Source organism: Catenuloplanes sp. NPDC051500, from assembly GCF_044454585.1.
Lineage (GTDB): Bacteria > Actinomycetota > Actinomycetes > Mycobacteriales > Micromonosporaceae > Catenuloplanes.
The window spans coordinates 42094-60412 of sequence record NZ_JBITDX010000017.1; the positions used below are offsets into that span (position 1 = coordinate 42094).

Here is an 18319-nt window from a genome sequence, read left to right on the forward strand (position 1 = left end):
GCAGTCTACTGCCACGAAGGCAGGGGGATGCTATAAAAGTGGGCATGACCACTGGACCGTCCCTGCGGCAGCGCACCCGCGACCGGATGCGACAGGAGGTCCTCACCATCGCCCTGCGGCTCTTCGCCGAGCGGGGCTTCGACGCCGTCACCACGACCGACATCGCCGCCGCGGCCGGCATCTCGCCGCGCTCGTTCTTCCGGTACTTCCCCACCAAGGAAGACGTCGTGCTCTCGGGACTCCGCGGATCCGCCGAGCGGGTCCGCGACGCCCTGGCCGCCCGCCCCGGCGACGAACCGGTCTGGGAATCCCTCCGGCTGGCCTTCCATCACCTCCTCGGAGCACCGGGCTCCCCCGCCGCCGACGTCGCGGGCGTCGCCGACATCGCCATGTACTCCACGTCGATGCAGATGCGCAGTGCGGACAAGCATCACGACTGGGAGAGCCTGCTGGTACCGGTCATCGTCGAGCGCCTGCCCGGCGCCGGACGCCACGCGCCAGTCAGCGACGAGGACCGGGCCCGGGCTCTCCTCGCCGCCGGGCTCGCCTGCGTCGATACGGCCGCCCGGGTCTGGCTCGGCAGCAACCGAACCGCTGATCCGATCGCCATGATTGACGCACTGATGGGTCAGCTACGCCTCGACTGACACCAGGACAGTCACGCGGCGGCGGCGTCCGGATCCGCCGCAGTCCATACGCGCCGACGCACCCCGCTGGTCGTCACGGTGCGCATATCGCGCCCGCGTCGACAAACGTGCACTTCTGCCGACGAGCGCGCGCGATCGATCTGCGTCGCGGGCGTCGATGGTGATCCCGTTATGCTTTCGCTCATGCTGGCACCGTTGTGGTCGGAGCTGACGTCCTGGCTGGCAGCCAACGCTCCGCGCCTTCACGAGCAGGTGCGTCCGCCCGGCGACCCGGCACGGTTGGCGTCAGCCGAGGAGCGGCTCGGGTTAGCGTTGAACCGAGAGCTCGTCGAATGGTGGCAACTGCACGACGGCGTCGCCGCGGGCTACCTCCTGCCGAACTACGAGCTGTTCGGTGTCGAGGACATGCTGCGAAGCCGTGAGATCGAACGCGACGTGGACCTCGAGGAGGAGGTCAATGCGATGGCCTTCCGGAACCTGTACCCCGTCGCTGCCGAAGGCGACGTTCCAGGACGGTACTTCCCGTCCGAGTACGTGCCGATCGGGGGTGATGGAGCCGGCAACTGCCTCGTCATGGACTGCCGGCCCGGCCCCGAGTACGGATTCCTGCGCGATCACGACCACGAGCACCGCGGCGTCATTTCGGCGCCCTACTACACGAGCCTGGCCGACCTTCTGACCAGGTTGGTGACCGCCCTGCGCACCGGACAGCCGATGGCAGTAGGGAACTCGGACCGCACATACCCGGCCACCGCGGTCGTCGAGGACGGCTGGTTGTCTTGGCGGTGAGCCGCCACGGTCCGCGCGGTGGCAACCGTGGACCCGCTGGATCTCTTCAGATGTGGTCAGCGTCCATCAGCTCATGACCGGCGGACGCCGGACACCGACAATCTGAACTGCCCGATGCGCTGGCGTTGACGCCGTTCCGCCGCTTCTTGGTAAAACTCATCCACGCCGCGGTCTGGCAGGATCGGCGCGATCCGTAACCTACAGTCGCCGATGCCAAGACCGCGGGCACGCTTGTGCAGCGGCGATCTTGGCGGACTCCGGGTCGGCGGAATTCGCCGCGACAGAGGACTGTGGCAACGGTACGATCGGCGGCCATGAGCACTGTCGGTATCCGGTTCCGTGACCCGATGGTGAGGCTGTCGCGCTTCGGAGACGACATTCTCGTTCGCTGTCCGGTCTGTTCCGGGGCGGCATCGGTTCGGCCGGACCGTACCGCCGGCGAACAACGCCTGGCCGGGCTGCATCGCCGGGTTACCTGTTCCGGCTGTGGGCACGTCCAGTATTGGAGTGCGCCACAGCGCGATAGCGGCTATCTGCTGCCACACCTGTCCGGGCCCGAAGACCCCTACTTCGGCTTTCCCCTCTGGCTGCGCACCGAGTTCCGCGGACGTCTCTTCTGGGCCTACAACGCCGACCACCTCACGCTGCTGGAGCGATACCTGACCGCCGGTCTCCGCGAGCGCGGTCCGGCTTTCTCCTGCTGCGAGATGAGCATGCTCGAACAGCTTCCCGCGTGGATGAAGGCGGGCAAGCACCGCGGCGGTCTTCTGCGCGCCGTCTGGCTTCTGCGGGCCCGCCTGCCCTGAACGGCCCGCTGGCCGCCGAGCCAGGCCGAAGCGTGAAGTGTCGCTATCCGAGATCGAGTCCAGGTTAGTGGCGCCGTTCTACCTGCGAATGATGGGTTTGAACGGCCTGCGGATCGACGATGAGACCTGGGGGCGGCTGGTCGCCGCCAGCCGTACCGTCACCGCGGACGACGTCGGCTCACTGCTCAGAGTCGGAGCGTGGCGGCCGGTGGTGATGGGTGCATGGTTCAGCCTGACGGTGCCCGCAGAGCTGATTCACGACGACCTCATCACGGCGACGGCGCGGTCGCAGGGGTCGTTGACGGCGCCGCCGCTGGCTGCCGCTGCGACAGTGGTGGCCGGTGCCGACGTCGTGCCCGCGATGCTCGCCTACCTCGACTTCATCATGGAACCGACCAGGCGCGACGGGTCCGAGCACGTCGTGGCGTCGGCTGTGGAGCACCTCGGCGCGCGACCGCCGATCGCCCCGACCGAGGAGGGCCGGCGAGCGTTCCGCGACATCCACAACCTGGCCATGCGCCTCCGTGAGGCTGCGCAGCGTGGCCCATCGCTTTAATCGGGCGTCCGGAGCTCCGGTTCCCACCTCCAGCGGCTCGTTGACAGGGCCGATATTGGGATGCCACGGGTCACCCTGGTCGGGTATGTGCTCATCGCCGCAGACCGCGCATGCCGGATACCCCACTGGTTGTCACCCGGTGTGGGTGCCAGGTGCCTGCTACACGCGCGCTCTTGCCGAATTCAGTGCCCCTGATCTTGGGGACCGGCGGTCCGACCGCACGGGGCCGGACGACTGCCAAGCCAAGCGTGGCCGGTGCGATGCGGGGGCACCCCGTACCCGGGTATGGGGTAGATCGGCTCTCCGGTGTGACGATTTCTCCGCTTCCGCGCAGAAAACTGCTCGTCATGTCCTTCTCACCGTTCGCGCCACGTGCGCACCGCCCTCTCGCGGTCCTGACCGCCACCATGGCCGGGCTCGCGGTGTTCAGCCTCGTGGCCCTGCTTGTCGACGACCGCCTGTTGATGGGGCAGCCGGTCTGGGGCAAGCCGCTGAAGTTCGCGCTGTCCACGCTGCTCTACTCCGTCTCCCTGTCCTGGGTGCTGAGCCGGGTCACCCGCTTCCGGCGGGTCGCCGACGCCGCTGCCACCGTGTTCGTGGTCTCCTTCCTCGTCGAGATCGCCTGGATCACCTGGTCGGCGGCGCGCGGCCGCATGAGCCACTTCGGAATTGCCACCCCGCTGGAGGCTTTGCTCTACCAGGTCGCGGGCATGATCGGGGTCGTGGTGTGGATCATGAGCGCGATCATCTGCCTGGCGCTGATGCTCAGCGCGACCGAGGACCGGGCGCTGGTGTGGTCGGTGCGCGCCGGGTTGCTGATCGCCCTGGCCGGCATGGCGGTGGGTGGGCTGATGACCTCGCCCACACCCGAGCAGACGGCCAACCCCGGCGGTGTCCTGGGCGGTCACTCGGTCGGGGTGGCCGACGGCGGTGCGGGGCTCCTCCTGCTCGGCTGGAGCACCGAAGGCGGCGACCTTCGCATCCCGCACTTCATCGGGATGCACGCGCTCCAGATTCTCCCGCTGGTGCTGGCCGCGCTGCGGCTCGCCGGGCGGCGGCTGCCCACGCTGCGGCGGCCGGAGGTAGAGTTCCGGCTCGTCCTGATCACCTCGGCCGGGTACGCGGCCCTGCTCGGCCTGCTGCTGTGGCAGGCGCTGCGCGGCCAGTCGATCGTGTCGCCGGACGGGCTCACCATCGGGGCGGGCGTGACCACGGTGATCTGCCTTGGCGCGGTGTCCGCCGCCGTGGTGCTGCGAGCCGGTCGTGGTACCAAGACGGCTCCGGTCGCATAGGCGCCCGGTGTCCACAGCAGGGAGCCCGATGTCCGACCTCACCACGAACAAACCCGGAGTCGTGCTGACCTCAGTGGTGCGCTCGGTGGCGTTGGCGCTGTTCGCCATAAGTGTGCCCGTGTACGTGAGCGGGCACGGGATCGCGGTCGTCCCGGCCTTCGTGCTGGCGTTGGCGCACTGTGCCTGCATTCCGCTGTTGATCCGGTGGCCGGGAATCGCGATCGGGGTCTCCTCGGCCGCGGCGTGCGCCCTCGCCGTACTGGCGCATGGGGCGAGTGACGCGGCGTGGCCGTGGTCCGTGCCCGGTCTGCTCACGCAACTCGGCGTGATCGCCGTGGCCGGGTGGCACGGAGGATGGGGACGCGGCCTGGCGGCCTGGCTGCTGTCCGCCACGGTGTCGGTCGCGCTCGTCCTCGCCCTCCCGGTGCCCGTGGAGGACTGGGGCGCGAACCTGACGGTCTTCGCGTCCAACTCGGTGCTGGTGCTCGTGGTCTCCGTGCTCGCCGGTCAGCGGTCGGCGATCCGGGCCGAACTGACCCACGCGCGTCACCGGGCGGAACTGGAACAGGCGAGCCGTGTCCTGACCCAGGAGCGCTCGCGGATCGCGCGTGAGCTGCACGACGTCGTCGCCCACAGCATGTCCGTGATCCAGGTGCAGGCGCGATCCGCCGCCTACCGGCTGCCGCAACTCGACGACCCCACCCGCCGGGAGTTCGACAGCATCGCCGACGCGACCCGCACGGCACTCGCCGAGATGCGGCAGGTGCTCACGGTGCTGCGCGACCAGCACGCCGGCACGGACGTGGCCCCGCAACCCCAGCTGGAGGACGTCGCCGACCTCGTGGCGGCGGTGACACGGGCGGGCGCGGTGGCGCGGCTGCACGTCGACGGCGACCTGACGGACGAGGCGATAACCGTCCCGATCGGCCTGACCGCGTACCGGATCGTTCAGGAGGCCCTCGCCAACGCGGTGCGGCACGCCCACGGCGCGCCGATCGACGTGAGCCTCGACGTCATGCGGGAGGAGTTGTCGGTCGAGGTGGTCAACGGGCCCGGCCTCGCGGGGCGGCCTGGTGATCCCCTGGCGAACGGGCACGGCCTGGTGGGCATGCGGGAGCGGGCGGCGCTGCTCGGCGGCCGGCTGCGCGCCGAGTCCACCGCCGACGGGGGTTTCCTGGTGCGCGGCACGATCCCGCTCACGACGGGACGGTGGTGACGTGGCCGTCCGAGTGGTCATCGTCGACGATCAGCCCGTAGTCCGGGCGGGACTGGTCGCGTTCCTGACCGCCCAGCCGGACCTCGACGTGGTCGGGGAGGCCGCCGACGGGTACGCCGCGATAGAGGTGGTCGGCGCGCAACGGCCGGACGTGGTGCTCATGGATGTGCGAATGCCGCGTATGGACGGCCTCACCGCCGCCAAGCGCCTGCTGAGCCCCACCTTTCCCGACGGGTACGTCCCGAAGGTGCTGATGCTGACGACCTTCGACATCGACGACCACATCTACGAGGCGCTGAGCGCGGGAGCGAGCGGGTTCCTGCTCAAGGACGCCCTGCCCGAGGAACTCGCCGCCGCCGTCCGGGTCGTGGCCGCCGGCGAGGCGCTGCTCGCCCCCAGCGTGACCCGGCGCATGATCGAACACTTCGTCAGCGCGCGCCCGATGCGCCCGGAGCCGGGCGATCGGCTATCCAGCCTGACCGCGCGGGAACGCGAGATCCTGACGCTGATGGCCGGCGGGCTCTCCAACCACGAGATCGCCGCTGACCTGGTGATCGCCGAGCAGACGGTGAAGTCCCACGTCAGCCGCATCCTGATGAAGCAGGGTCTGCGTGACCGCGCACAGGCCGTCGTGCTGGGCTACGAGACCGGGCTGGTGCGGCCGGGACGGAACGAGATGCCCCGGACGTCACGTGACGAAGCGATAGGCAGACGCGAGTGAATGGCGTCGCGAACACCCGAATGTCCTAGGGCAAGGGGCTCACCACGGCACGGTCTGGCCGCGGTGGTCCAGGAATCGCAGACCGGGCGTGCCGTGCTGGGCGAGAACGGTGTCGATCACGCCGGGGACGCTCTGGTCGATGCTGAGCGGCGCCTCCGGGCCGCCCAGCTCGGTCCGGACCCAGCCGGGGTTCAGCAGCAGGAGGGGGCGCGCGTCGCCGGCGTGCCGGGCGGCGAAGCTGCGCATCAGCTGGTTGAGCGCCGACTTGCTGGCCCGGTAGACCTCATGCCCGCCGCGGGTGTTCAGCGTGAGGCTGCCCTGGCTGGAGGACAGCACGCCGATCGTGCCGGTCGGGCTCACCAGCGGCAGCAGCGTTTCGACGACGCGCAGCGGCGCGTAGGCGTTGACCGTCATGACCTGGGTGAACGTAGCCTCGTCCACGTCGCCGATCGGCTGGTCGCCGTTGGTGATGGCGGCGCTGACCAGCAGCAGGTCGAGGGTGGTGCCGGCGAGCGTGTCTCGCAGCGCCGCCCGGGAGTCGGCGTCGGTCATCTCGAGGCGCTCAACGGTGAGCCGGCCATCAGAGCGGTCGGCCAGGTCGTGCAGGGCAGTGCGCGCGGTGCCGCGCACAGTGCCGATGACGGTCCAGCCGCGGCGCAGCAGCTGCTCGGCCAAGCCGAGCCCGATGGTCCGGGACGCGCCGACGACGAGCACGGTCGAGCGCATCGCCGCCCGGGCCGGGGTCAACAAGGAGCGGCTCTACAGCAACTACGGCGGGAAGGCCCAGCTCTTCGACGCCATCCTGGAGGAACAGCTCGCCGGCATTGTCGAGAGCGTGCCGTTCAGCGCCGACTCGCCGGACGACCTCGTGGAGTTCACCGGGCGCACCTACGACTACCAGCTCCGGCATCCGCAGCTGACCCGGCTGCTCGCCTGGGAGTCCCTCGCCGACGCCGGCTCCGTGCCGGGGGAGTCCGTCCGGGCGGTCGTCTACCAGGACAAGATCGCCCGGTTGACGTCCGCCCAGGAGCGTGGCGTGATCGCCGCCGACCTGCCCGCGCCCCAGCTGCTGCTCACGCTGCTGTCCCTGGCGAACTGGCCGATCACCTCCCCGCAGATCACCCGGATGGTCCTCGGCGACGACTCCGCGGACCAGACCCGCGCCGCCGTCACCCACGCGGCCCGCCTGCTCGTCACCCCGAGACCCGAACTTCCGGACCGGTAGGCGGAACCTCCGCCGCACGGCCGATAGGCGCTGACCGGTACGCGTGGGTGGGCGGTGCGTCGGTTGCACGCCCGCGCCGACCGCCTATACAGGACCGGATGGGAGGCATTTGCCTGTAGACGGGCAGTGAGAGCGTGTTCGGCGGCACTCCCCCGTAGTAGGCCGCCACCGCCCACCGACGACCAGCTGGATCGGAATGACCGCTTGGCGTGCCTTGCTAGGCTCGGGCACGGTACGAGACGGGACGACTTCGGGGGATGCGTTGGCGGCTGTCTTCCTGCGCTTGGGCGATGCATTCGACCCTGACAGCGCGCTTGCCCGGATGTACGCGTGGAAGGGCGGCATCAACAAGAAAGCCGCCGGCACACGGGCGATGAGCGCGCGACTATCCGCACTCCGCGTGACGCATGGCGACGCGAATGGTCCAGCCGAGGTCACCGGCAACCCGGTCGATCTGACGTTCGGCCGATCCGCCTCGCAGGCGGCGCCGGACCTCCTCGCCCGGGCCGTCATGACCCTGATCCGTGACGCCGCCGCGCAGCTCGCTGACCAGCCACAGGAAGTCATCGCCGAGTCTGTCGCGGCCCGCGCGATCGCAGACAGCGTTCCGCGGCGGCCGCACCAGGTCGATCCGCACGGGTCACAGGAGCACTGACATGGCTGCCGGTTGGGAGTCGGACTCGGAGCAGATCCGTATGCACGCCCGGAACCTCGATGCGCTGCGCGAGCAGTTCGCTGCGGTCAAAGGGGCCAGCTCGCACATCACGCGCGACGATCAGGCGTACGGACTGCTCTGTGGCTGGATCTCCGCGATTCTCGAGGCCCGGCATCAGCCGTGGGACGAGGTGGTCGCCTATCTGGAGGAGAACCTTCAGATAGCGGCGGATGGGCTACGCGAGACCGCGGACGCCTATGACGCGGTCGATGCGGACACCACCAAAGGCCTGCTCGCGATCGAAGGCCGGCTGCGGTGAGCGACGATTCGCTTGTCGCACCGGTTCATTCCACGCGTGAGGCGTGGACCGGTGCCTCGCTTGCTGACGGGTTCGAGGACCTGGTCGACGCGGTACGTAGTGAGGGCTGGGTCGACGATCTGCTGGCCGGTGCGGCTTTCGGGCTCGACGTGGTCTCCTCTGCCATGGATCCGTTCAGCGCGCTGCTGGCGAACGGCCTCGGCTGGGCGATGGAGTATTTCGAGCCGTTACGCGAGATGCTGGACGCGTTGACCGGCATGCCGGACGTGGTCGCCTCGCACGCGGCCACCTGGACGAACATGGCGACGGCGCTGGACCAGATGGGCCGCAACCTCCAGTCGCACCTGGCCGGCGACGTGCCGGACTGGAAAGGCGACGCGGCCGCGGCGTACCAGGGCATGATGTCCTACAACGTGCAGGGCTTCGCTGAGGTCGGCTCGATCGCGCTGGCGATGTCCATCGCCACCGAAGGGGCCGGCAACCTGGTGCAGTTCACCCGGGACATCGTCCGTGACCTGATCGCCGACCTGGTGGCCCGCGTCATCGTCTGGGCCGTCGAGGCGATCTTCGTCGTGACGCTGCCGGTGATCGCCATGCAGATAGCCGCTGCGGTGGTGAAGTGGGCGGGCCGCATCCTGACCTACACCACCGCCCTGCACACGAGCATCAGCAACCTCGCGAAGCTGATGGGCTGACCGGGTGGCCACCAGACCGGGGACCCACGGCGGCGACGGAAGCAGCAGACCGAGGGGCGACGGCGACGAGGGATCGACGGCCGAAGGTGGCGGAAGGCCGCGTGCCAGCGGCTCCAGGCCCGCGTCCAACACCCGGGTCGCGCTGGACAACGCGAAGATCACGGTGGTACACGGCCGTGGCCGCGGACGGCTGCCGGTCAAGACACGTGATCCGAACAAGACGTACGTGGATGGTCCGGACCACACCAAGGAGCCGGTCACCATCGAGCTGAGGATGGACGAGGGCTACAACCGCGCAGAGTTCATCCGCAAGGCCAGGGCGCTTCAAGATCTGGGTGAGGAAGGCGCGCTCTACAAGGCCACCAACCCCGGCGCTCGGGACCCCAACCTGACGCTCGACCACAAGTACGATCTGCTCAACCGTATCGAGACGGTGTATGCGCACGTTCCCGAGTTCCGCAACCGGCTGCTCAGCCGCGTCTACGGTTCGCAGGCCGACCATGTGCACGAGCTGCAGCTCGGCGGGAAAGACGTCCGCGAGAACCTGCGCATGTTGCACGCTGAAACGAACCGTGGCGTGGGTGAACAGATACGACTCGCCATCGTGAGGGATAAGATCGCCGACGGCACACCGATTCGAATAAGGATTGTCGACGAATGATTGACGAAGTCCGCCGGAAAGCGGAAGCGGTCCGCGCCACCATCGCCGCTGACGGCAGAGCGGGCGTATTCGGCCCGAAAGACCCCGCCGCCGACGTCTCCGCGGCCCTGCCCGCCGGGCTGCGAGAGGTGCTGCAGGTCATGGACGGGTTCGTCACCGCCTCGGTGCGGCTCTTCAGCACCACGCAGATCCCCTCCAGCCAGCGCACCCTCCAGGTCGCCACCGAATTCCCCGCCATCATCGACGACCCCGACCGCTGGCTGGTCATCGGTGAGATCGACGAGGCACCGCTGCTACTCGACCGGCGTGACGGCCGGATCTGGTGGTTCCCGGACACCAGCGTCACCTGGTGGGACAGCACCGAGTTCGTGCCGGTCGCCGCCGACGCCGTCGAGTTCGCCGACCGCTTCCTGCTCGGCGCAGAATACGAGAACCTGGCAGCCGACGTACGGTGGGAACCGCTGCTTCGCCGCGCCGGCGCCATCAACTAACACATTCACCACCACGCAATGGAGCGCAATGAGCGTCACCTATGCCGAGCTGCGATCACTATGGGGCGACGGCAACCTGATCCACTTTCCGCTCGACAAGTTCGACGCTGTCCTCGGCCCGCTCGGCCCTGAGCTGTTCCCACCCGACGGCGCACAGCCGATCGACGTACCCATCCTCTTCACCACCGTCATCGCGCACTCCCAGATCGAGGTGTACACCCACCTGCAGCTGGAAGTCGGTGACGAGGAGTATGAACTCATCGTCCTCGGGGCCTCACCCAGAGATGACGAACTGCTGTTCTGCCTGAACGCCGCCACCGGCGCCGTACTCCTGCTCGACCTCGGCACACCCGCGCTGGAGCTGTGCAACAGCAGCTACGCCACGTTCGTCGAGTTCCTCTTCCGGCTCGGTCAGCTGATCGCCACCGACCCCGGCGGCCGCGAGCGCGCCCGCCGCGCGATGGAGCTTCACGACCGACTTGAATCCCTGGACCCCGCCGCTTTCGCCGATCCAGAGGCATGGTGGCCGATGGCGTTCAGTCAACTGGAGTCCACCGGAAGGTAGCGCCGTTCAGCTTCGGGCCGACCGGGATGAACCGATATCGTGCCGCCGTGACCGGCTCCGCGGTGCGCCCGCTGCTCTTCCTCGACGTTGACGGACCCCTCATTCCCTTCGGTGGCACACCGCAGCGATATCCGAACTACCAGACGGGCACCGAACGACGGGAGACAGGCTCGCATCCGCTACTGGGCAGGATCAATCCCGAACACGGTCCCCGGTTGGCCGCGCTGCCATGCGATCTCGTCTGGGCCACGACCTGGATGGACGACGCGAACGACACCATCTCGCCGCTGATCGGTCTCGAGCAGCTGGCAGTGGTGATCTGGCCGGAGCCAACCGACACCGACGAGCACGACGGGCGAAACGGACTGCACTGGAAGACCCGCGCCCTCGTCGACTTCGCCGCAGGACGCCCATTCGTCTGGGTCGACGACGAAATCACCGACGCTGACCGCGCGTGGGTGTCAACACATCACCCAGGACACGCCCTGCTTCACCGAGTCGACCCCCGTCTGGGCCTCACCGATGCCGACTACGCCGCTCTCGATGACTGGCTGCGCCGGGCCGGCGGCGGCGGGCCGGGCGGTCCAGGCGGCGAGGAGACGCTGGATTAACCGTGTCGCACTGATCACGATCAACGTCAAAATACCGTGAAAAACCGCCGGGGGTACGGTCGGGATGCCGCATGCTGGCCTGCGTGCACATCCTCAAGATCACCGAGGACGGGGCCGCACGGCACACCGTCGACGACCTCGCACGGCTGCTCACGGAGCAGGACGGCTTCGTGTGGGTCGACATTCCGCACTGCGACGACACGGCCGTACACGTGCTGGCCGAGGTCTTCGGTTTTCACCGCCTGGCGGTGAAGGACTGCCGGGAACGCAACCGGGTGCCGAAGATGCACGCCTACGACGATCACGTCCTCGCGGTCCTGCACGCGCCGGAACGCGGCGAGCGCGGCCATGTGCACTACCTGGAGCTGGACCAGTTCATCGGCCGCGGCTACCTGGTCACCGTGCACGGGCCGAACAACCCGGCGGTGACCGCCGAGGCGGCCGAGCGGGAGACCCGGGCGGTGCGCGACCGCATCGACGGCGGGCGGCTGCGCCCGGACAGTCCGGCCGCGCTGTCGCACGCGATCGTCGCCGCGCTGATCCGCAATCAGGAGGAGTACGTCGAGCACGTCACCACCGACGTCTGGGCCCTGGAGCAGCAGGTGACCGGCGGAGACGTCGCCGAACCGGAGGCGTTCCTGACCGAGCTCTTCCGGGCCCGGCACGGCCTGTTGACGGTACGGACGATGGCCGCGCTCAGCGGCGCGCTCTACACCCACATGGCGACGCTTCCCGCCCTGCCGAAGGGCCACCGTGGGTCCGTGGAGGACACCGCCGACCGGTTCACCCGGGTCCGGCGAATCACCGACGGGCAGCGCGAATACCTGCAAGGGGTGATCGGCTTCTACCAGAGCCTGCTCACGCTGCGGTCGACGCTTGTCGGCCAGACCCAGAACGAGCGGGTACGGGAACTGACCGAGGCCAGCTACGCGCAGAACGAGGAGGTCAAGAAAATCTCCGCCTGGGCCGCGATCTTCTTCGCCCCGTCGCTGGTCGCGGCCGCGTACGGGATGAACTTCACCCACATGCCGGAACTGAGGTGGGCGTTCGGCTACCCGTTCGCGCTGGTGCTGATGGCCGCGGCGGGCATGGCGCTGTACTGGGCGTTCAAGCGGCGGGGCTGGCTGTAGCGAGGCGGCGGGCAGCCCGCACCGGACGGCCCCGCCTCGTCCGCTTCAGCTCACGCGCAGTAGCAGGTCATCGAAGCTCTCCCGGCGTACCAGCGTCTCCGTCCGGCCCTCCGCCACGCCCACCACGGCGGCACCGGCTCCTGACCTGCGACTCGGACAGCACGTGCACCGGCGTGCCGTACGCCTCGGCGAGCGCGGTCACCGGTACCCCGTCGATCAGCAGCTCACCGTGCTCACCCCAGCGGGCCGAGGCCGGCCAGACACCGCCGTCGAGGTGCGCCCGCAACGATGCGCGCAGGGTCGGGAGGATGTCGGTGAGCGTCATGTCCCGACCATGCGCCCGGGGCCGCGGGTGCGGAAGCCGCCTTACGTGATGTTGACGGCGCCCGCGCTCTTCTTCACGGCGCCTTGACGCCGGTGGCGGGAGGCATCGCCCCGCACCACCGGCCGGCATGGCCGACGAGTCCCGGTACGGACCGCAGCGCACGCCCGATGTCAACGTCCGTGATGCCGACTCCTATCCGGCTGTTTCGACACCCCCGACGTCCAGGTCGGTACGGGTGGCCGCCGCCGTCATCGCCGGTACGGCGGTGGCCCGCTGCCGGAAGCGGCCCGGCGACACACCGAATCGGCGACGGAACGCGTTCCCGAAGGCGTAGGCGCTGGAGTAGCCGACCTGCCGCGCTATCACGGCCAGCGGTGCGGCCGACTCACGCAGGGCCCGCGCAGCGCTCGCCAGGCGCCACTCGATGAGATAGCCGATCGGCGGCGTACCCACCATGGCGGTGAACTGCTGTTTGAACGTGGTGCGCGACATGCCCGCGACCTCGCCGAGGCTCTGCAGCGTCCACGGCCGCTGCGGGTGGAGGTGCATCTGTTCGATCGCCGCCGCGATGCCCGGATCGGTGACGACGGGTGACATGCCGTGGCGGGTCTGTTCCCAGCCGTGACGCAGCGCGTGCGCCAAGGTCAGGTCGACCAGCGCCGCCCTGGTCGCCGACGTCCCGGGCGTCTCCGCGGACACGTCCGCCGAGAGCATCTCGATCAGCGCCCGCATCTCCGGGTGGCGGTCCTGGTCCAGCGAGATCACCACGACCGGCGGCAGATCCCGGACGAACCGCTGAAGCCGGGGCTGGTCGAGCCGGTAGCACCCGAGGACGAGGTCGATGTGAGTGGAATCGCCCGCCGGTTCGCTCCACGACGGCTCCAGCATCATGGGCAGCTCACCGAGCCGCGACGTCGCTCTGTGGCTGAGCCCGTGTTCCGTGCCATACGGCACCAGGACCACATCGCCGGTACGCAGCCTGCGCGGTGGCCCGGCAGCCGTGGTCAACCAACCCTCACCACCGACGACGACGTGGAAGCCCATGCCGCCGATACCGGGAAGGCGGAAGCCCCACTCGCCCTGCCTGCTGGCCCGCGCCGCGAACGGGCGCCCCGCGTGAAGCGCGCCGATCGCCTCGCTGATCATGTCCACCGCATGATCGTAAAGGCCGCGGAAGGGCGGTCCTGCCTCGTATGTATCCGGGCCTGCCGCGTATGGCCGCGGGCCGCCTGGCGCGTTTGGGTGGGAGGCGTGATGGAGACCCTCGCAGTGCACGCGGCGGAGACCGAGCAACGCGGCCGACCGGCCACGGCCGGCCACGAAGCCGCGAGGTCGGCCGGGGGCCTTCCCCCTCGGCACTCAGGCTCGCCGGATACCCGACAGGTCGAGTTCCGGGGACTCGGTGCACTGTCGACGGTGGTGGGCGCGACGCGCGGTGCCCTGGATGTCATCGAGTCCGTGTCGCCGCCGGACCTCACGGTGGAGGGTTTCGGCCGGGCACCGGCCGCATCCACGCCGGTCACGTCATGAACGTCCCGGCAGCAAAAAGGAAAGGACCGGGTCCGCCCGTGGACGCCGAACTGTTCCGCACGATGCTGCGCCGGCATGCCGCCGTCGTCGTCGTCGTGACCGTCCCGGGGGCACCGCCGGCCGGATTCACCGCCACGTCGTTCACCTCGGTCTCGCTCGACCCGCCGCTGGTGTCCTTCTGCCTGTCCCGGACCGCGTCCAGCTGGCCCGCCGTCGCTGCCGCCGGCACCGTGGCCGTCCACGTGCTGGCGCAGGACCAGGAGCAGGTGGCACGTACGTTCGCCACCAGCGGCATCGACCGGTTCGCCGCGCACGGCGCCTGGCGGCCGGGGCCGGACGGCACCCCGCTGCTCGACGGCGTCGCGGCCCGGATGGTCTGCCGGATCGTCCATCGCGTCGAGGCCGGCGACCACTCGATCGTGCTCGCCGCCCCGGAGCCCGGCCATCATCACGTCGACGAGTCGGCGGCACCACTTGTCTACCACGCCGGCCGGTACACCCGGCTCCGCCCGGCGGGCGGCGCCTCGTCCGACATCGTATGAATCCCGGCCGACCGATTATCGCCGCGCACCGCCGATCGCGCTTCGATGGGGATGTGATGGACATCCTCGCCGCTCACGCGGCTGACACCGAACAACGCGGACGGCTGGCACCTGAGAGCCTGAAGGCCGCCCGGGAGGCCGGGGCGTTCGCGCTCCGCACCCCCGTCGCGTACGGCGGATCCTGGGCGGGCGCCGTCGAGGTGGCCGGGCTCATCGCCGCGACGGCCCGCCACTGCCCGTCCACCGCGTGGGTCGCGAGCACCTCCCTCGGCAGCAAGAACATGCTCACCTTCGGTGACTTCCCGGACTCGCTCCTCGACGAGGTGTTCCGGGATCCGGACGTGCCGTCCTGCGGTGTCGGTGCGCCCTCCGGCATCGGGGTGAGCGGACCGGACGGCGTACGTCTGCGCGGCCGGTGGGCCAACGCCTCCGGGTGCGAGGACGCGGACTGGGCCTGTCTCGGCACCATGGTCGACGGCGCATTCGCCCTGGTCGTGGTCCCGACGGCCGACCTGATCATCGACCACACGTGGAACGTGGCCGGCCTGCGCGGCACCGGCAGCCATTCACTGGTGGCCGATGACATCCTGGTGCCCATCGACCAGGTGGCATCGGGTGGACGCCTGCACTACCCGCCCGACGCCGCGAGCGTTCAACTGTGGGGGCTTACCGTACTGGCGACCGTGGTGGGCGCGACGCGCGGTGCCCTGGACGTCATCGAGGCCGTGTTCGCCTCGTCCCGGAAGCCGTTCATGACGTCCTACCGGAGCATGGGCGAATCCCCGGGAGCCCGGCACTGGCTGGCCGAGGCTGCCGCCCTGCAGCTACGCGCGCAACGCACGATGCTGGCTCTCGCGGCACGCATCGACGCGGAACCCGCCATCAACGCCCTGGAGAACAGCCGCATGCAGTACGAACGGTCCCAGGCCGCCAAGGACTGCCAGGCGGCGATCGACCGCATACTCGACCTGCACGGCGCCAGCGGATTCGCCGCGGGCAACCCGCTACAGCGCTTCTGGCGCGACATGGCGGTGGCGAGCCGCCATCCGCAGCTCAACGCGTACCTGACGGCCGAAGGCTTCGGCCGGGCGCTGACCGCGGCCTAGCCGTTGGGTGCGAAGCCGTCGGCGCGGTCTCGGTTGTCGGTGAACGGCCGGGAGTAGATCCACTGCAGCAGCGGTTCCATGACTTTGACTCAACCCCGATCCCGTGGTGCCGATGTCACGGGTGATGCACGAGCACCGGAGCGAGAACAGGGTCGCGGCCGCTGCGGTCGGCGGCGCGGGTCTGCTGCTGACCGTCTTCTTCGTGTTCTACCTGGGCCGGTGGGGCAGCGACGACGCCCGCAGGTTCGTCACCGATCTGGTGCACGTACCCATCTCGCTGGTGTACACGGTGCTCGGCCTGCGGATCGTGCTCCGCGGTCAGCGCACGCCCCGGACACAGCGAGCGTGGATGTTCATCACCGCCGCGTTCGGCTGCCGGATGGTCGCGCAGGTGTCGTGGTTCATCGAGGACGCGGTGCTGGGCTACCCGTCGTATCCGGCCGTGGCCGACTACTTGTTCATCGCGTTCGTCCCACTCATGTTCACCGGCCTGCTGGTGATGCCGACCGACCGCCGTTCCCGCATCGACCGGATCAAGCTGGTCCTCGACGCGTTGATCGTCGCCGCCGGAACGTTCATGATCCTGTGGTATCTGTTGCTCGGCCCGATCGTCGTGACCGAGAACGTCCCGCTGCACCAGATCGTCTTCTCCTCGGCGCTGCCGGTCGGTGACCTGCTGCTGGTGCTCGCCCTGGCGATAGTGCTGATGCGCCGGTCCACGGGGGCCGACACCGCGATGCGCCTACTGGCAGCGGCGGTCGCGTTGTTCGTTACGGCCGATGTCGCCTACGGTTATCTGCAGCTGCACGTGGGCTTCGTGGGCGGGACCTGGCCGGACCTGTTCTGGCTCAGCGGCGACTACCTGCTGGTACTAGCCGCGCATCAAACCTACCGGCAGGATCACGCCGCGTCGGAGGGTGCCGACCGTCGCGGAGCAGCAGTCAACTGGCTACCCTACGGGGCCATCGCGCTCGCGTACGGCCTGCTCGGATACCTGGCTCGGGCACAAGGCCTCTACCCGCTCGGTGGAATGATCATCGGAGCCATCGTCATGACGTCCCTGGTCATCGCCCGCCAGATGTACGTCCTGCACGAGAACCGCGAACTCGCGGTGACCGACCCGCTCACCGGCCTGGCCAATCGCACCATGATCAACAATCGAGTGGCCGCCCTGACCTCACCACCACCCCGCGCCGGACGCTGCTGCGCGGTGCTGGCCATCGACCTGGACCGGTTCAAACCGATCAACGACGAGTACGGCCATGAGGCCGGCGACGCCGTACTCCAGGCCGTCGCCGTGGCCCTGCGCGCGGTGATCCGAACCGGTGACACCGCCGGGCGCCTCGGCGGTGACGAGTTCGCCGTGATCCTGCGCGACCTGCCCGACCGGGCGGCCGCCGAACGGATCGCGGCCCGCCTCGTGGAAGCCCTGCGCACTCCGGTCATCCTCGGCGACGTCGTGCTCACCGTGGAGGCCAGTATCGGGGTGGCGGTCCTCGACGCCACCAATCCCGCCGACCGGGACCAACTGCTACACCAAGCCGACGTCGCCATGTACACCGCGAAACGCTCAGGCCGCTGCCGGTACGAGTTCTACACCCCGCAGCTGGAATCGGGCATCCGCGATGCCGAGTTGCGCCACGCGATCGACAACGACGAACTGGTCGTGCACTACCAGCCGGCGGTGGCACTGGGTATCGACCGCGGCAGCGGCTTGCAGCCCGGTGACATCGTCGCGTTCGAAGCCCTGGTCCGCTGGAATCATCCCGCCCGCGGTCTGCTGATGCCGGGCACATTCATCGAACTGGCCGAAGAGACCGGTGCCGTGGTACCGATGGGGCAGTGGGTGCTGCGCGAAGCCTGCCGCCAGGTCGCCGCCTGGCGTACGAGCATCCCCGGTGCCGACCGGATCAGGCTCAGCGTCAACCTCTCCCCGCTGCAGGTCAGGCAGACGGACCTGGTCGACGTGGTCTCCGACATCCTCGATGAGACCGGCTTCCCCGCCGACCGGCTGGTCCTCGAGATCACCGAAAGCGTCGCCCTGCAACCCGACCAGCAGACTCTCGCCCGGCTGGAGACGCTTCACGAGCGGGGAATCCGCCTAGCCGTCGATGACTTCGGCACCGGCTACTCGGCGTTGAGCTACCTGCAACGGTTTCCGGTCAGCATCCTGAAGATCGACCGGTCTTTCATCAGCGGCATCGCGGACACGGCCAAAGCCCGCCGGATCGCTGAAGCCGTCATCCGCCTCGGCTCCGCGTTCGACATGCATGTGGTCGCCGAAGGCATCGAGACAGCCGAACAGGCACGGTTACTGACGGACATGGGATGCGGCTTCGGGCAGGGCTACTACTTCCATCGCCCTCTCGACCCCGCCGCCGCAGCCGAGACCCTGTACACCGGAGCCCGCACGGCCTGACCACGCGACGGTCGGCGG

General features: G+C 69.3%; 22 protein-coding genes. 19 read left to right on the forward strand and 3 right to left on the reverse strand.

The annotated features are described in order from the left end of the window. The first annotated feature begins 44 nt into the window (after window positions 1-44). The 7 genes from ACIA8K_RS29000 to ACIA8K_RS29030 all read left to right on the forward strand — a co-directional run bounded on the left by ACIA8K_RS29000 (window position 45) and on the right by ACIA8K_RS29030 (window position 6027). Window positions 45-647: a TetR family transcriptional regulator gene (locus ACIA8K_RS29000; protein ID WP_396064812.1), complete on the forward strand. Its 603-nt coding sequence runs from the start codon at window positions 45-47 to the stop codon at window positions 645-647. A gap of 183 nt (window positions 648-830) precedes the next feature. Further along, window positions 831-1436, forward strand: a complete 606-nt coding sequence (locus ACIA8K_RS29005; protein ID WP_396064814.1) for an SMI1/KNR4 family protein — start codon at window positions 831-833, stop codon at window positions 1434-1436. Between the two features lie 314 nt (window positions 1437-1750). Next, a complete protein-coding gene (locus ACIA8K_RS29010; RefSeq protein WP_396064816.1) occupies window positions 1751-2242 on the forward strand; it encodes a hypothetical protein in 492 nt (163 codons plus the stop codon). 91 nt (window positions 2243-2333) lie between these two features. Further along, window positions 2334-2798, forward strand: coding sequence for a hypothetical protein (locus tag ACIA8K_RS29015; RefSeq protein WP_396064818.1), 465 nt, complete (start codon window positions 2334-2336; stop codon window positions 2796-2798). Window positions 2799-3145: 347 nt separating this feature from the next. Continuing rightward, a complete protein-coding gene (locus ACIA8K_RS29020; RefSeq protein WP_396064820.1) occupies window positions 3146-4090 on the forward strand; it encodes a hypothetical protein in 945 nt (314 codons plus the stop codon). 28 nt (window positions 4091-4118) lie between these two features. Continuing rightward, entirely contained in the window at window positions 4119-5306 is a 1188-nt protein-coding gene (locus tag ACIA8K_RS29025; RefSeq protein ID WP_396064822.1) for a sensor histidine kinase, read from the forward strand. A 1-nt stretch (window position 5307) separates the two neighbouring features. Then, window positions 5308-6027: a response regulator gene (locus ACIA8K_RS29030; protein ID WP_396064825.1), complete on the forward strand. Its 720-nt coding sequence runs from the start codon at window positions 5308-5310 to the stop codon at window positions 6025-6027. Window positions 6028-6066: 39 nt separating this feature from the next. On the opposite strand, the gene ACIA8K_RS29035 is transcribed toward ACIA8K_RS29030, so the two are convergent. Beyond that, on the reverse strand, window positions 6067-6741 hold the full coding sequence (locus ACIA8K_RS29035) for an SDR family oxidoreductase (protein ID WP_396064827.1): 675 nt from the start codon (window positions 6739-6741) through the stop codon (window positions 6067-6069). Here ACIA8K_RS29035 and ACIA8K_RS29040 point away from each other — a divergent pair. The 9 genes from ACIA8K_RS29040 to ACIA8K_RS29080 all read left to right on the forward strand — a co-directional run bounded on the left by ACIA8K_RS29040 (window position 6713) and on the right by ACIA8K_RS29080 (window position 12379). Then, window positions 6713-7252, forward strand: coding sequence for a TetR family transcriptional regulator (locus ACIA8K_RS29040; RefSeq protein ID WP_396064829.1), 540 nt, complete (start codon window positions 6713-6715; stop codon window positions 7250-7252). The genes ACIA8K_RS29035 and ACIA8K_RS29040 overlap by 29 nt on opposite strands. 262 nt (window positions 7253-7514) lie before the next feature. Beyond that, a complete protein-coding gene (locus ACIA8K_RS29045) occupies window positions 7515-7907 on the forward strand; it encodes a hypothetical protein (RefSeq protein WP_396064831.1) in 393 nt (130 codons plus the stop codon). 1 nt (window position 7908) lies between these two features. Further along, a complete protein-coding gene (locus ACIA8K_RS29050) occupies window positions 7909-8226 on the forward strand; it encodes a hypothetical protein (protein WP_396064834.1) in 318 nt (105 codons plus the stop codon). Continuing rightward, entirely contained in the window at window positions 8223-8921 is a 699-nt protein-coding gene (locus ACIA8K_RS29055; RefSeq protein ID WP_396064836.1) for a WXG100 family type VII secretion target, read from the forward strand. Before ACIA8K_RS29050 ends, ACIA8K_RS29055 begins: the two co-directional genes overlap by 4 nt. Window positions 8922-8925: 4 nt before the next feature. Continuing rightward, on the forward strand, window positions 8926-9582 hold the full coding sequence (locus ACIA8K_RS29060; RefSeq protein WP_396064838.1) for a hypothetical protein: 657 nt from the start codon (window positions 8926-8928) through the stop codon (window positions 9580-9582). Then, on the forward strand, window positions 9579-10073 hold the full coding sequence (locus ACIA8K_RS29065; protein WP_396064841.1) for an SUKH-4 family immunity protein: 495 nt from the start codon (window positions 9579-9581) through the stop codon (window positions 10071-10073). Before ACIA8K_RS29060 ends, ACIA8K_RS29065 begins: the two co-directional genes overlap by 4 nt. 28 nt (window positions 10074-10101) lie before the next feature. Continuing rightward, complete coding sequence (locus tag ACIA8K_RS29070; protein WP_396064843.1) at window positions 10102-10638, forward strand: SUKH-4 family immunity protein; 537 nt, start codon at window positions 10102-10104, stop codon at window positions 10636-10638. 47 nt (window positions 10639-10685) lie between these two features. Continuing rightward, a complete protein-coding gene (locus ACIA8K_RS29075; protein WP_396064846.1) occupies window positions 10686-11249 on the forward strand; it encodes an HAD domain-containing protein in 564 nt (187 codons plus the stop codon). 83 nt (window positions 11250-11332) lie between these two features. Beyond that, a complete protein-coding gene (locus ACIA8K_RS29080; RefSeq protein WP_396064848.1) occupies window positions 11333-12379 on the forward strand; it encodes a magnesium transporter CorA family protein in 1047 nt (348 codons plus the stop codon). Between the two features lie 67 nt (window positions 12380-12446). On the opposite strand, the gene ACIA8K_RS29085 is transcribed toward ACIA8K_RS29080, so the two are convergent. Then, complete coding sequence (locus tag ACIA8K_RS29085) at window positions 12447-12704, reverse strand: hypothetical protein (protein ID WP_396064850.1); 258 nt, start codon at window positions 12702-12704, stop codon at window positions 12447-12449. Window positions 12705-12896: 192 nt separating this feature from the next. Further along, window positions 12897-13850, reverse strand: a complete 954-nt coding sequence (locus tag ACIA8K_RS29090) for an AraC family transcriptional regulator (protein WP_396065111.1) — start codon at window positions 13848-13850, stop codon at window positions 12897-12899. Between the two features lie 380 nt (window positions 13851-14230). Here ACIA8K_RS29090 and ACIA8K_RS29095 point away from each other — a divergent pair, with 380 nt between their 5' ends. The 3 genes from ACIA8K_RS29095 to ACIA8K_RS29105 all read left to right on the forward strand — a co-directional run bounded on the left by ACIA8K_RS29095 (window position 14231) and on the right by ACIA8K_RS29105 (window position 18301). After that, complete coding sequence (locus ACIA8K_RS29095) at window positions 14231-14776, forward strand: flavin reductase family protein (protein ID WP_396064852.1); 546 nt, start codon at window positions 14231-14233, stop codon at window positions 14774-14776. 56 nt (window positions 14777-14832) lie between these two features. Then, the gene (locus ACIA8K_RS29100) at window positions 14833-15882 is read left to right on the forward strand and encodes an acyl-CoA dehydrogenase family protein (protein ID WP_396064854.1); all 1050 of its coding nucleotides are present in this window, start codon (window positions 14833-14835) and stop codon (window positions 15880-15882) included. A 202-nt stretch (window positions 15883-16084) separates the two neighbouring features. Further along, entirely contained in the window at window positions 16085-18301 is a 2217-nt protein-coding gene (locus tag ACIA8K_RS29105; RefSeq protein ID WP_396064856.1) for a putative bifunctional diguanylate cyclase/phosphodiesterase, read from the forward strand. Window positions 18302-18319 lie beyond the last annotated feature (18 nt).

What these genes read in the sequence shown, in the direction of transcription:
- ACIA8K_RS29000 (WP_396064812.1), top strand. Translation starts at nt 45, where the DNA reads ATGACCACTGGACCGTCCCTGCGGCAGCGCACCCGCGACCGGATGCGA.
- ACIA8K_RS29005 (WP_396064814.1), top strand. Translation starts at nt 831, where the DNA reads ATGCTGGCACCGTTGTGGTCGGAGCTGACGTCCTGGCTGGCAGCCAAC.
- ACIA8K_RS29010 (WP_396064816.1), top strand. Translation starts at nt 1,751, where the DNA reads ATGAGCACTGTCGGTATCCGGTTCCGTGACCCGATGGTGAGGCTGTCG.
- ACIA8K_RS29015 (WP_396064818.1), top strand. Translation starts at nt 2,334, where the DNA reads ATGGGTTTGAACGGCCTGCGGATCGACGATGAGACCTGGGGGCGGCTG.
- ACIA8K_RS29020 (WP_396064820.1), top strand. Translation starts at nt 3,146, where the DNA reads ATGTCCTTCTCACCGTTCGCGCCACGTGCGCACCGCCCTCTCGCGGTC.
- ACIA8K_RS29025 (WP_396064822.1), top strand. Translation starts at nt 4,119, where the DNA reads ATGTCCGACCTCACCACGAACAAACCCGGAGTCGTGCTGACCTCAGTG.
- ACIA8K_RS29040 (WP_396064829.1), top strand. Translation starts at nt 6,713, where the DNA reads ATGGTCCGGGACGCGCCGACGACGAGCACGGTCGAGCGCATCGCCGCC.
- ACIA8K_RS29050 (WP_396064834.1), top strand. Translation starts at nt 7,909, where the DNA reads ATGGCTGCCGGTTGGGAGTCGGACTCGGAGCAGATCCGTATGCACGCC.
- ACIA8K_RS29065 (WP_396064841.1), top strand. Translation starts at nt 9,579, where the DNA reads ATGATTGACGAAGTCCGCCGGAAAGCGGAAGCGGTCCGCGCCACCATC.
- ACIA8K_RS29070 (WP_396064843.1), top strand. Translation starts at nt 10,102, where the DNA reads ATGAGCGTCACCTATGCCGAGCTGCGATCACTATGGGGCGACGGCAAC.
- ACIA8K_RS29085 (WP_396064850.1), bottom strand. Translation starts at nt 12,704, where the DNA reads ATGACGCTCACCGACATCCTCCCGACCCTGCGCGCATCGTTGCGGGCG.
- ACIA8K_RS29090 (WP_396065111.1), bottom strand. Translation starts at nt 13,850, where the DNA reads ATGATCAGCGAGGCGATCGGCGCGCTTCACGCGGGGCGCCCGTTCGCG.
- ACIA8K_RS29095 (WP_396064852.1), top strand. Translation starts at nt 14,231, where the DNA reads ATGAACGTCCCGGCAGCAAAAAGGAAAGGACCGGGTCCGCCCGTGGAC.
- ACIA8K_RS29100 (WP_396064854.1), top strand. Translation starts at nt 14,833, where the DNA reads ATGGACATCCTCGCCGCTCACGCGGCTGACACCGAACAACGCGGACGG.